At 69.8% G+C, this 13411-nt stretch carries 7 protein-coding genes; 3 read left to right on the forward strand and 4 right to left on the reverse strand.

Annotated elements, in window-relative coordinates:
• Positions 1–29 precede the first annotated feature (29 nt).
• Positions 30–4964 (reverse strand): NAD-glutamate dehydrogenase, encoded by a 4935-nt coding sequence (locus AB5J49_RS18850; RefSeq protein WP_369169790.1) that lies wholly within the window; start codon positions 4962–4964, stop codon positions 30–32.
• 1145 nt (positions 4965–6109) lie between these two features.
• Here AB5J49_RS18850 and AB5J49_RS18855 point away from each other — a divergent pair.
• Positions 6110–6676 (forward strand): DJ-1/PfpI family protein, encoded by a 567-nt coding sequence (locus AB5J49_RS18855; RefSeq protein ID WP_369169791.1) that lies wholly within the window; start codon positions 6110–6112, stop codon positions 6674–6676.
• Positions 6677–6977: 301 nt separating this feature from the next.
• Here the strand turns inward: AB5J49_RS18855 and AB5J49_RS18860 are convergent, their stop codons facing one another.
• Positions 6978–7643 carry an HAD family hydrolase gene (locus AB5J49_RS18860; RefSeq protein ID WP_369169792.1) on the reverse strand — a complete coding sequence of 222 codons (666 nt, stop codon included), beginning with the start codon at positions 7641–7643 and terminating at the stop codon, positions 6978–6980.
• 163 nt (positions 7644–7806) lie between these two features.
• Positions 7807–8322, reverse strand: a complete 516-nt coding sequence (locus AB5J49_RS18865; RefSeq protein WP_369169793.1) for a hypothetical protein — start codon at positions 8320–8322, stop codon at positions 7807–7809.
• Between the two features lie 342 nt (positions 8323–8664).
• Here AB5J49_RS18865 and AB5J49_RS18870 point away from each other — a divergent pair, with 342 nt between their 5' ends.
• Entirely contained in the window at positions 8665–9468 is an 804-nt protein-coding gene (locus AB5J49_RS18870; RefSeq protein WP_369169794.1) for an Rv3235 family protein, read from the forward strand.
• A gap of 219 nt (positions 9469–9687) precedes the next feature.
• On the opposite strand, the gene secA is transcribed toward AB5J49_RS18870, so the two are convergent.
• Positions 9688–12507 carry a preprotein translocase subunit SecA gene (gene secA, locus AB5J49_RS18875; protein WP_369169795.1) on the reverse strand — a complete coding sequence of 940 codons (2820 nt, stop codon included), beginning with the start codon at positions 12505–12507 and terminating at the stop codon, positions 9688–9690.
• Positions 12508–12781: 274 nt separating this feature from the next.
• Here secA and AB5J49_RS18880 point away from each other — a divergent pair, with 274 nt between their 5' ends.
• The gene (locus AB5J49_RS18880; RefSeq protein ID WP_369169796.1) at positions 12782–13381 is read left to right on the forward strand and encodes a GNAT family N-acetyltransferase; all 600 of its coding nucleotides are present in this window, start codon (positions 12782–12784) and stop codon (positions 13379–13381) included.
• Positions 13382–13411 lie beyond the last annotated feature (30 nt).

Below are 13411 nucleotides of genomic sequence, written 5' to 3' on the forward strand. Positions count from 1 at the left end.
TATTCGTACGGCCTGGATAGGCGTACGGCCTACGAGTGCGTCCGCAGCAGCGTCCGCATGGTCCGCATGGCCACCGAAAGGTTGGCCAGATCGAAGGTGTCCGATCCCTGGATCTCCTCCAGGGTGGTGCGCGCCCGCCCCAGGATCGCCATGTTCTTCTGCTCCCACGCCTTGTAGCGCTGCTCGGGCGTCGCGGTGCCGTTGCCGGCCGCCAGGACGTCCGAGGTCAGGGCCGCGTGCGCGGCGTAGAGGTCCTCGCGGATGGAGGCGCGGGCCATGGACTGCCAGCGGTCCGCGCGGGGCAGCTCGATGATGCGGTCCATGAGCTGGGTGATGTGGAGGCGGTCGGCGAGGTCGTAGTAGACCTCGGCGACGTCCATCGGGTCCCGGCTCATGCGGTCGGCCACCGAGACGATGTCCAGCGTCGGGAAGGCGGAGGAGAACCCGGCCACACGCGTGGCGAGTTCGTCCGGGACGCCGGCGCCGGACAGCTCGTCGTAGATCTGCTGGTACCAGTCGAGGTCCGCGCCGCGCAGCAGCTTCGGCAGCTGCGACCAGACCTGCTCGACACGCTCGGCGAAGAAGTCGACGGTGTCGACGAGCTGCAGCGGCTGCGGCCGGTTGTTGAGCAGCCAGCGCGTGCCGCGCTCGACGAGACGGCGCGAGTGCAGCCGGATCCGGGTCTGGACGTCGGCCTCGACCTTGTTGTCGAGCGCCTCGACCTCGTCCCAGACGACCGCCGAGCGGAAGATCGCGCGGGCCACGGTCTGCGCCCGGACGATCTCCTCCAGCGAGGCGCCGGTCTCCTCGCGCAGCCGGTGCAGATACGTCGTACCGCCCGTGTTGACCGTGTCGTTGACCAGCACGGTCGTGGTGATCTCACGGCGCAGCGGGTGGCTGACGAGGTGCTCGGGGAACCGCTCGCGCAGCGCGGTCGGGAAGTACGCGTGCAGCAGGGTGCTCAGGTACGGGTCGTCGGGCAGCGAGGTGTGCAGCAGCTCCTCGGCGACCGTGATCTTCGTGTACGCCATCAGGACGGCCGTCTCCGGGCCGGTCAGGCCGTGGCCGGCGCCGAGGCGTTCGCGGACCTGGCGGTCGGTGGGCAGGAACTCCAGCGCGCGGTCCAGGTGGCCTTCCCTGACCAGGTGCTTCATGAAGCGCTGCTGGGCGTGGAGCATGTCCTTGGACTGGGCGAGGGCGTTGGCGATCGCCGTGTTCTGTGCGTAGTTGTTGCGCAGGACCAGGTGACCGACCTCGTCGGTCATCTCGGCGAGCAGCTTGTTGCGCTGCTTGACGGTCATGTCGCCGTCCGCGACCAGGCCGTTGAGCAGGATCTTGATGTTCACCTCGTGGTCGGAGGTGTCGACGCCCGCGCTGTTGTCGATGGCATCGGTGTTGATCTTGCCGCCGTTGCGCGCGAACTCGATCCGGCCGAGCTGGGTCAGGCCCAGGTTGCCGCCCTCGCCGACGACCTTGACGCGCAGGTCGGCGCCGTCGACGCGGATCGGGTCGTTGGCCTTGTCGCCGACGTCCGCGTGGGTCTCGGTGGACGCCTTGACGTACGTACCGATGCCGCCGTTCCACAGCAGGTCCACCGGCGCCTTGAGGATGGCCTTCATCAGCTCGGCCGGCGTCATCTTGGAGACCTTGCCCTCGATGCCGAGGGCCTCGCGGATGTGCGCGTTGACCTGGATCGCCTTGGCGCTGCGGGGGAAGACGCCGCCCCCGGCCGACAGCAGCTCGGTGTTGTAGTCCTCCCAGCTGGAGCGCGGCAGCTCGAAGACGCGGCGGCGCTCGGCGTAGGAGGTGGCCGCGTCCGGGTTCGGGTCGATGAAGATGTGCCGGTGGTCGAAGGCGGCGACCAGGCGGATGTGCTCGCTGAGCAGCATGCCGTTGCCGAACACGTCACCGGACATGTCGCCGATGCCGACGACCGTGAAGTCCTCGCTCTGCGTGTCCACGGCCAGCTCGCGGAAGTGCCGCTTGACGGACTCCCAGGCGCCGCGGGCGGTGATGCCCATGCCCTTGTGGTCGTAGCCGGCCGAGCCGCCGGAGGCGAAGGCGTCACCGAGCCAGAAGTTGTACTGCTCGGCGACCCCGTTGGCGATGTCGGAGAAGGTCGCGGTGCCCTTGTCGGCGGCGACGACGAGGTAGGTGTCGTCGCCGTCGTGCCGGACGACCTCCGAGGGCGGCACGACCTCGCCCGCGACCATGTTGTCGGTGATGTCGAGCAGCGCCGAGATGAACGTCTTGTAGCTGGCGATGCCCTCCGCCAGCCACGCGTCCCGGTCCACACTCGGGTCCGGCAGCTGCTTGGCGACGAAGCCGCCCTTGGCGCCGACCGGCACGATGACGGTGTTCTTCACCATCTGCGCCTTGACCAGGCCGAGGATCTCGGTGCGGAAGTCCTCACGCCGGTCGGACCAGCGCAGGCCGCCTCGCGCGACCTTGCCGAAGCGCAGGTGCACGCCCTCGACGCGCGGCGAGTAGACCCAGATCTCATACGCCGGGCGCGGCGCCGGCAGGTCGGGGATGGCCTGCGGGTCGAACTTCATGGAGACGTAGTCGTGCGGCTGGCCGCCCGCCGCCTCCTGGAAGAAGTTCGTCCGCAGCGTCGCCTTGATGACGGTGAGGAAGGACCGCAGGATCCGGTCCTCGTCGAGGCTCGCCACCTGGTCGAGCGCCGCGTCGACCTCTTCGAGTAGCGCGTCCACGATCTCGCGGCCGGCGCTCTGGCGGTCCGGCGACATCCGCGCCTCGAACAGGGAGACGAGCAGGCGGGTGGTGTGGACGTTGTCGCGGAGGGTGTCCTCCATGTAGTCCTGCGAGAAGGTGGAGCCCGCCTGCCGCAGGTACTTGGCGTACGCCCGCAGCACCATGGCCTGGCGCCAGGTCAGCCCGGCGCTCAGCACGAGGGCGTTGAAGCCGTCGTTCTCCGCCTTGCCGGTCCAGGTGGCGGCGAAGGCCTCGGAGAACCGCTCGCGGGCGTCGTCACCGACATAGTCGACGGCGCCGCCCGCCTTGGGCATACGCAGGCCGAAGTCGTAGATCCAGGCGACGCTGCGGTCGGAGCAGCGCAGTTCGTACGGCCGCTCGTCGACGACCTCGACGCCGAGCCGGCTGAGGACCGGCAGGACGGCGGACAGGGAGACGGCCGCGCCCTTGCGGTAGATCTTGAAGCGGCGCTCCTCGGGGGCTGCGCCGACCGGCTCGTACAGGCTCAGCGAGAAGTTGTTCTCCTCGGTGAGCTGTTCGAGGTGGACGAGGTCGGAGACCGCGGAGCGCGGGCCGTGGTCGGCCTTGTAGCCCTCGGGGAAGGCGCCCGAGTAGCGGCGCAGCAGCTCGGCGGCGCGCTCCTCGCCGAGTTCGGCGTTCAGCGCGTCGGCGAAGCCGTCGGCCCAGGAGCGGGCGGCCTCGACCAGGCGGGCCTCGATGCGCTCCTTGTCGGCGTCGGACAGCTGCGGCAGCTCGGTGCCCTGCGGGACGCGGACGACGAAGTGCAGCCGGGAGAGGATCGACTCGGTGTTCCAGGCGGTGAAGTCGACGCTGGTACCGCCGAGTTCCTCCTTCAGGATGTCGATGATCCGCAGGCGCACGCCGGTGGTGTAGCGGTCGCGCGGGAGGTAGACGAGGGCGGAGTAGTAGCGGCCGTACTCGTCCTGCCGCAGGTAGAGCCGCAGCCGACGGCGCTCCTGGAGGTAGAGCACGGAGGTGGCGATGCGCTGGAGCTCGGGGACCGGGGTCTGGAAGAGCTCGTCGCGCGGGTACGTCTCCAGGATCTGCAGCAGGTCGCGCCCGTCGTGGCTGTGGGGCGAGAACCCGGCGGCCTCCAGCACATCATCCACCTTGCGCCGGACGACGGGCACCCGGCGGACGGACTCGGTGTACGCGGCCGAGGAGAACAGGCCCAGGTAGCGCCGCTCGCCGACGACCTCCCCGTTCTCGTCGAACTTCTTCACCCCGACGTAGTCGAGGTACGACGGCCGGTGCACGGTCGCCCGGCTGTTGGCCTTGGTGAGGATGAGGAGCTTGTGCTCGCGGGCCTTGGCGCGGGCGTCGGCGGGCAGCCGCTCGAAGGACGGGCTGACCGGGTGGCTGTCGGTCTCGGAGTGGTGCGGGTCGGAGCGCAGGATGCCGAGGCCGGTGCCGGGCACGGCGGCCAGCGAGTCGTCCTCGCGCAGCTCGTACTCGCGGTAGCCGAGGAAGGTGAAGTGGTCGTCGGCCAGCCAGCGCAGCAGCTCGCGGGCCTCCTCGACCTCCTGCTCGCGCAGGTCGGAGGTGGGTTCGCGGGGCAGTTCGTCGGCCATCCGCAGGGCCGCGTCCCGCATCTTGCTCCAGTCCTCGACGGCCTCACGGACATCGGACAGGACGCGCAGCAGGTCGGCGGTGATCTGCTTCAGGTCGGCGCGGTCGGTCTCACGGTCGATCTCGACGTGGATCCAGGACTCGGTGTGCGCATCGTGCGGCATCTCACCGGCCGGCGACTCGGGGAGCACCTCGATGAGCTTGCCGGTGACGTCACGGCGGACGAAGACCTGCGGGTGGATGACCACATGGATCCCCCGCCCCTGCCGAGTCAGCTCGTTGGTCACCGAATCGACCAGGAAGGGCATGTCGTCGGTGACGACTTCGACGACGGAGTGGCTGCACATCCACCCGTTCTCTTCGACGGTGGGCGTGTGCACCCGCACGTTGGCCGTGCCCTGAGGGCGGTTCTCGGCCAGCCGGTAGTGCGAGAAGGCGGCTCCGAAGACGTCGACCGGGTCGCGGCCGGTGAAGTCCTCCGGGGCGGTGTGCAGGTAGTAGCGCTGGAGGAACGAGAGCACGGTGTCGTGGTCCGGGGTGCCGGGGCTGCTCTCGTCCGTCGTCCCAGTCGGTAGGTACCCCCCGACCGGGCTGTTCTCAGCTACCCGGGCGGCCCTCTCGAGCAGCTCGGCCTTGGCTTCGTCCAGCTTGGTCTGCATTGTCCTCTGGCTCCTGTCGCGCGCCGTTGCGTGACGTTGAAGGAAGTACGGTCTCTTCCCCTCCGGTGTAACGCCGCGACGCGGGGTGTCCGGTCTGCTTCGACGCTATGCCGCGAGGTGAGATGAGCGGGGATATATGAGCCAATCTTGAGCTGCTCACGGGGTGTGACGCTGCTCTCTGCGACGTCCGGGCCCGGGGTGTACATGACGTCCCGGGAGCCCTTACGCCCCCCTCCCGCCCGCGAAGACCAGCGACCGCCGCCCGGGCACGGATGTCGTCCGTGCTCCCCGGGCGCAGGGCAGGAGCAACAGTGCTCCCGCGAGCTATCGCGCTGATCACGCCACTAAGGCTATCGCTCCTTACAGGGGGCCCGTCATGAGCCGTATGTGTACAAAACCGGGGGTGGAACTTTGACGTTCCGCACAGGGGCAAACGGGGCGGGGAGGGCGTAACTGGCGGGGTGGGGTGGGGAGGGGGAGGCTGGGATGTGCGGGCGAGGCGGAGCGGGGACGGGAAACCGAGGCGAAACCACGCCATCGGGAGGCAACGGGTGTCCGAAAACAGCTGGTGCCCCGTAGTCCCCCGGCAACCCGTACGAAGGCAGCGGCCAACGGCAGCGACTCCGTGGCGCGCGCAGCGGCGGCGGTCGGGGGCGCGTAGCTGTGGGCGGTCGGGCGCGCGTAGCTGGGGGCGGTCGGGGGCGCGTAGCTGCGGGCAGCCCGGCGCACGTAGCTGCGGGCAGCCCGGCGCACGACGGCGAGCGGTCGGGCGCGCGCAGCGTCGGCGGTCGGGGGCGCGTAGCTGCGGCCGTCGGGGGCGCGTAGCTGCGGGCAGTCCGGCGCACGTAGCTGCGGGCAGTCCGGCGCACGTAGCTGCGGGCAGTCCGGCGCACGTAGCTGCGGGCAGTCGTGCAGCTGGGGCGGCACGGGTGGGCGCAGCGGCACCCCGTAGCGCCGGGCTGCGCAACGCCCGCAGCCTCAGCCGCAGCGCCGGGCCCCCAGCAAAACACCGCCAAGCGAAACCCACCCCCTTCCGCGGCACCCAAAGACGCACAGCCCCTTGGCAAGACCCCGCCCCCGAGGCACGTTGCCCATAAGGCCCGACGGAGACGCAGACCACGGCCAAAAAGAGGAGCGCACCCGACATGACAGCGAAAATCCTCATCGTCACCGGCGATGCCGCAGAGTCACTGGAGGTCCTCTACCCCTACCAGCGCCTCCGCGAAGAGGGCTACGACGTCCACATCGCGGCCCCCACCCGCAAACAGCTCCAGTTCGTCGTCCACGACTTCGAACCCGGCTTCGACACCTACACCGAGAAACCCGGCTACACCTGGCCCGCCGACCTGGCCTTCTCCGAGGTCGACCCGGGCGACTACGTCGCCATCGTCATCCCCGGCGGCCGAGCCCCCGAGTACCTCCGCAACGACCCCGAACTCCGCAAGATCCTCAAGTCGTTCTTCGACGCAGACAAGCCGGTCGCCCAGATCTGCCACGGCCCCCTGCTCACCGCCGCGATCGACAGCCTCCGCGGCCGCCGCGTCACGGCGTACCCCGCCCTGGAACTGGACATGCAGGCGGCCGGCGCCACCTTCCAGGACGCCGAGGCGGTGGTCGACGGCACCCTGGTCTCCTCCCGCGCCTGGCCGGACCACTCCGGCTGGATGCGCGAGTTCCTGACGGTCCTACGGGCGAAGGCACCGGTGACCTGACCGGCTTCGGGCCCACAAGCAGCCCCACCACCCCCGGCGCGGCGTTCCCAGAGCGCCGCGCCGCTCCAGCCGCAAGCCACAGCGCCCCTTCTCCACTGCCACCGGAACGCCCACATCACGGTGCCCGGCCCCCGGCATCGCCTCTGCTCCGGCACCGCACCTCCTCCGGCACCGTGCCCCCTCGGGCACCGCCCCCACTCCGGCACCCCGCCTACTCGGACCCATGCCCGCGGGGCTCAATCCCGCCGGCTCCCCGGCTCCCCGGCTCAGCAGCCCGCCGCGCGGCCCGCCCAGCCCCCGCTCAAGCAGCCAGCCGCTCCGCCTCCGCGACCGCCTCCCCCAACGTGTCCACCACCGGCACCCCCACCTCCTCAAGGCTCGCCCGCCCGTGCGACCCGCCGGTGTAGAGCACGGCCCGCGCCCCCACATGCAGCGCCGCCACCGCGTCGTCGGCAGCGTCCCCGATCACCACCGTGCGCGCCGGATCCACGCTCACGAGCGCCTCGATGTGCCGCACCATGTGCTCGGCCTTGCTGCCCCCGGACGGCCCGGTCCGCCCGTCGACGCGTATGAAGTGCTCCTCGATCCCGAACCCCCGTACCAGCGGGACGAGTTCCTCATGCCCGTACATGCTGAGGATCGACTGGCTGCGCCCCGCCGACCGCCACTCCACGAGCAGCTCCGCCACGCCCTCGGTGAGCCCGCACCTCACCCGGTGCTCGGTGTAGTACCGGTGGAAGGTCTCGTCCATGACCTCCCACTCGGCGTCGGTCGGCAGCCGCCCGAGCAACCGCTCGTAGAACTTCGGCACCGGCACGCAGTACAGCGCCCGGTACTGCTCCATCGTGATCGGGTCGAGCCCCAGCTCGCCGAACGCCGCGTTCGTCGCCCCGATGATCGCGTCATTGTCGTGGAACAGCGTCCCGTTCCAGTCCCAGACGATGTGCGCCCCTACCTGCTTCCCCATGCCAAAAACCGTACCCGCCACCACTGACAATCAAGAGAACAGCAGGTCAACGAGGCATCCGGGATGCACATCCGAACACCGACCGACCCAACAACCACCCGACCCGACCGACCCGCCGACCGGTCGACCGGTCGACCGGTCGACCGGCACAACGCCGCCGGCCTCAGTCCCTCAGCCCCACCAGATTCGGAATCTCCTGAGTCGCGTACCACAGCAGCTCGTGATCCTCGGCCCCGTCCACGACGAACTGCGCGTCGTCGTCCCCGCCGTCGGCCGCCTCCAGCGCCTCTGCGGCCGCCGCCACGTCCGCCTCCGCGTCGCCCGAGTCGACATGCACGGAGGCCGCCTTGGCCAGCGCCACGCCCCCGGCGATCCGCACCTCACCCAGCGCCGACGGATCCAGCCCTCGGTCGGGATCGGCGACCGCCGCCCCGTCGGGCACGTCGACGGCGACCACGACCCGGCGCCGCACCGCCCCGGACTCCGCCGCCAGCAGCCGCAGCGAGGCCAGCGCGGCCCGGTTCAGCGCCGCGTACTCCAACTCCTCGATGTCGTCGGAGAGATACCACTCGCGCAACGCGGGCGTGACGCCGTATGCGACGAGCGGCCCGGTCCCCAGCTCACCCGTCTTGTAGGCCTCGGCGAGACCGGGGAGGGTCAGGGGGACGTAGACGCGCATGGCTGACCACTTTCGTCGTTCGTAAGGCTCCGCAAGGACTCGGAAGGGCGGGTCCCGCACCGCCGGTCCCGCACCTCCCGGACGGCCTTCAGGATACGTGCGGGTGTCCCCTTTCGAGTCCCCACCACCACCCCGCCCGGCGTCCACTCCGGTCCGGAAATTCACCCGGTGCAGGCCCGCCATCACGGCCCTCCGCGTCCGCGGATCACCCAGATAAGTGAACATTCCGGCCGCCCGCCCCGAGCCTCCGCTTCCTTGCCGTCGGCACCCAGAACCCCGTACAAGATCACCGACCGCGAAGTTACTGCCCGGTATCAATCGGGTTCAGCGAACGGGGACTCCATGAACAAGGTCATGACCAGGGCACAGCACCGCCCCGGCACCCGCCCGCCCAGCCGCCGCGACACCCGCCGCCCCGGCGGCATCCCACCCCGCACACCGGGCCACGGCGCATCCCGTACGACGTCGCCCGACGGCCGCCCACCGAACTCACCGGGCACGACGGAAGCCCTCACCCGCACGAGGCCCACCGACAACCGGCCGCCCACCGCGGGAAGCATCGCCGCGCCCGCCCACGTCCATCCGCGGGCTGCGGTGTCCGCGGCGCCTACCGGCAGCCGTGCCCCCGTCGGACCGGCCCCCGTCCCAGAACGGTTCGGCACCCCGCCCGCGTCGGTCCACGCGGCCCACCCGACCGCCCCAGCCCCGACGTGGGACGCTCCGCAAGCCCCGGCGGGGCAAGGGGCCCACGCACCCCACCTCGTCCCGGCACAAGCTCCTCGTGGGCCGGCCATCCAGATCCCCCAGCCCCGCCCCACCGACGTCTTCGCCGACCGCCTGCTCCTGGTCCTCAGCGGCCAGCGCCCCGTCCACTCGATGCTCCGCCACACCATCGGCCGCGCCTACGACGAACTCGCCTGGCTCGCGGAACGCGGCCCCCTGCGCGCCCGCGGCACCCGCCCCGTCGTCCGCGACATCGGGTACTTCGAGCCCCGCCCGGGAGCCATCGAGGCCTTCGCCCGCATCGGCGCCGGCGACCAGCTGCGCGCCATGGCATTCCGCCTGGAGCAGGGCGGGGATCTCCGGTGGCGCTGCACGGCGGTGGAACTGGGCGGCCCGCGCAGGCCGCGCCCGGCCGACGACTGACCACCACAACGGGCCGCCACGAGCCACCACGACAGGTCGCCACGACAGGTCGCCACGAGCCACCACAACGGCTCACTACGAGCCGCAGCAGGCCACGCACGCCGAAGGGCCGGGCCCCCAAACGGAGACCCGGCCCTTCAATCGCTACGACGCCACGAGCACCGGCACAGGCACCGTCTTCCCGACGGCGCTGGGCCCGTGCGGCGCTCTCACCCGGCGTTACTTCTTACGGCGCCGACCACCACGCGACTGCTTGCGCCGCTCCGCGCGCGTGAGGCCGTCGGCCTCGGAGCGCACCGGCTCGTCGTCGTTGGTGAAGTCGCCCTCGACGATGTCACCCTCGCCGTCCACCTTGGGCGCGGTGTAGTGCAGCCGGTCCGGGCGGCGCGGGGCCTCGAGGCCCTTGGCACGGATCTCGGGACGCGCGCCCGCCTGCGCCGGCACCGCGTCCTTCTTCTCGAGGTCGGCCACCGGCTTGGTGTCCTCGACCGGGACCTCCTCGACCTGCTGCTCGACCTGGACCTCCAGGTTGAACAGGTAGCCGACGGACTCCTCCTTGATGCCCTCCATCATCGCGGTGAACATGTCGAAGCCCTCGCGCTGGTACTCGACCAGCGGGTCCTTCTGGGCCATCGCGCGCAGGCCGATGCCCTCCTGGAGGTAGTCCATCTCGTAGAGGTGCTCGCGCCACTTGCGGTCCAGGACCGACAGAACGACCCGGCGCTCCAGCTCACGCATGATCTCGGAGCCGAGCTGCCCCTCGCGCTCCTCGTACTGCGCGTGGATGTCGTCCTTGATGGACTCGGCGACGAACTCGGCGGTCAGCCCGGCGCGGTCGCCGGCCGCCTCCTCCAGCTCCTCGATGGTGACCTTCACCGGGTAGAGCTGCTTGAACGCGCCCCACAGCCGGTCCAGGTCCCACTCCTCGGCGAAGCCCTCGGCGGTCTCCGCGGCGACGTACGCGTCGATCGTGTCGTCCATGAAGTGCTGCACCTGCTCGTGCAGGTCCTCGCCCTCCAGGACGCGGCGCCGCTCGCCGTAGATGACCTCGCGCTGGCGGTTGAGGACCTCGTCGTACTTCAGGACGTTCTTACGGGTCTCGAAGTTCTGCTGCTCGACCTGCGACTGGGCGGACGCGATCGCGCGCGTGACCATCTTGTTCTCGATCGGCACGTCGTCCGGGACGTTCGCCATCGACATCACGCGCTCGACCATCTGGGCCTTGAAGAGCCTCATCAGGTCGTCACCCAGCGACAGGTAGAAGCGGGACTCGCCCGGGTCACCCTGACGGCCGGAACGACCGCGCAGCTGGTTGTCGATACGACGCGACTCGTGCCGCTCGGTGCCGAGGACGTAGAGGCCGCCGAGGTCCTTGACCTCCTCGAACTCCGCCTTGACCGCCTGCTCGGCCTTCTCCAGGGCGGCGGGCAGCGCCGCGGCCCACTCCTCGATGTGCTCCTCGGGGTCGAGGCCGCGCTGGCGCAGCTCCGCCTCGGCGAGGTCGTCGGGGTTGCCGCCGAGCTTGATGTCCGTACCACGGCCGGCCATGTTGGTGGCCACCGTCACGGCGCCCTTGCGGCCGGCCTGGGCGACGATCGTCGCCTCACGGTCGTGCTGCTTCGCGTTCAGCACCTCGTGCTGGATACCGCGCTTGCTCAACTGCTGCGACAGATACTCGGACTTCTCGACCGACGTCGTACCGACGAGGATCGGCTGGCCCTTCTCGTGCTTCTCGGCGATGTCGTCGACGACCGCCTCGAACTTGGCGACCTCGGTGCGGTAGATCAGGTCCGACTGGTCCTTGCGGACCATCGGCCGGTTGGTCGGGATCGGGACCACGCCGAGCTTGTAGATCTGGTGGAACTCGGCGGCCTCGGTCATCGCCGTACCGGTCATGCCGGAGAGCTTGCTGTAGAGGCGGAAGAAGTTCTGCAGGGTGATAGTGGCGAGGGTCTGGTTCTCGTCCTTGATGTCCACCCCTTCCTTCGCCTCGATCGCCTGGTGCATGCCCTCGTTGTAGCGGCGGCCGGCGAGGATACGGCCGGTGTGCTCGTCGACGATCATGACCTCGCCGTCGATGACGACGTAGTCCTTGTCCTTCTTGAAGAGCTCCTTCGCCTTGATGGCGTTGTTCAGGTAGCCCACCAGCGGCGTGTTCACCGACTCGTAGAGGTTGTCGATGCCCAGCCAGTCCTCGACCTTGGCGACACCGGACTCGTGGATGGCGACCGTGCGCTTCTTCTCGTCGACCTCGTAGTCGCCGGTCTCCTCGATGCCCTTGAGGGGGTTGCCCGCCTCGCCCTTCTTCAGGCGCGTGACCAGCTTGGCGAAGTCGCCGTACCACTTGGTGGCCTGGTCGGCCGGGCCGGAGATGATCAGCGGCGTACGGGCCTCGTCGACGAGGATGGAGTCGACCTCGTCGACGATGGCGTAGTTGTGGCCGCGCTGGACGAGCTCGTCCTTGGACCACGCCATGTTGTCGCGGAGGTAGTCGAAGCCGAACTCGTTGTTCGTGCCGTAGGTGATGTCGCAGTTGTACTGCTCGCGGCGCTGGGCCGGCGTCATGTTGGCGAGGATGCAGCCGACGGACAGACCCAGGAACTTGTGGACGCGGCCCATCATCTCGGAGTCGCGCTCGGCCAGGTAGTCGTTGACCGTGATGAGGTGAACGCCATCTCCGGAAAGAGCGTTCAGATACGCGGGCAGCGTGCCGACGAGGGTCTTGCCCTCACCGGTCTTCATCTCGGCGACATAGCCGAGGTGGAGGGCGGCGCCACCCATCATCTGCACGTCGTAGTGTCGCTGGCCGAGGACGCGCTTGGCGGCCTCGCGAACGGTGGCGAAGGCCTCCGGGAGCAGATCATCCAGGCTCTCACCATCGGCGTACCGCTGCTTGTACTCATCGGTGAGGGCCCGCAGCTCGGCGTCGGAGAGGTCGACGAAGTCCTCTTCGATGGAGTTGACCTGGTCCGCGATGCGGTGCAGCTTGCGCAGGATCTTGCCTTCGCCTGCACGCATGATCTTCGAGAGGACGGACACGGGGGTTGGTCTCCTTGCCGGTCGGGCCTGGGACGGTCGGTTTCCATTTGACTTGACTGAGCAACGGCCATCGTATGCGAGGACCCCGCCACGCCGGGAGCCTGCCGGTGACGCCGACCGTCCGCGGCTTCAAATCTCCGTCAAAGGGGACAACGGCCGGGGGTCACAGATGGTGCCGCGTTCCGCCTACGAATTGCACGAAATGCGATCGCACGCGCACACACCGCTCACTAAAGGATGGCGCCTGCTGCGCCCCCCGGAGCAGAATCGGCCGATGGAACCCGTCACGCTCACCACCGGCCGCCTCCTGATGCGCACGGTCGGCCCGAAGGACACCGACGCCGTGTACGAGGCCGCCCAGGACCCGGACATCCAGCGCTGGACCACGCTCCCCTCGCCCTACCTGTACGAGCACGCCCACAGCTTCACGGACCAACTGGTCCCCGACGGCTGGCGGAACGGCTCGATGTTCACCTGGGGACTCTTCCTCCCCGAAGGGGAGGACCTGGTCGGCATGCTCGGTCTCACGATGCGTTCCATGAGCGGAGCGGAGATCGGTTTCTGGGGCACGAAGGAACACCGCGGCAACGGCTACATCACCGAAGCCGTCCTCACCGCTTCCCGCTGGGCCTTCGTCCACCTCTCGATCGACCGCGTGGAATGGCGCGCGGAGGTCGGCAACACCCCCTCTCGCGCAGTGGCAGAGCGCGCCGGCTTCACCCTCGAGGGCACCCTCCGCTCCGCCATCGCCCACCAAGGCGTACACCGGGACTGCTGGGTGGGTTCCCTGCTCCCGTCGGACCTGGGCCTACCCTCGACGGCACCGTACTTGCCGGCACCGACACGCTCCGCCCAGTCCGGCACGGGGAGCTGAGCACGGCCGTCCCGGCCTCCACTCGCGAGG

It is taken from the genome of Streptomyces sp. R28 (genome assembly GCF_041052385.1).
Taxonomy (GTDB): domain Bacteria; phylum Actinomycetota; class Actinomycetes; order Streptomycetales; family Streptomycetaceae; genus Streptomyces.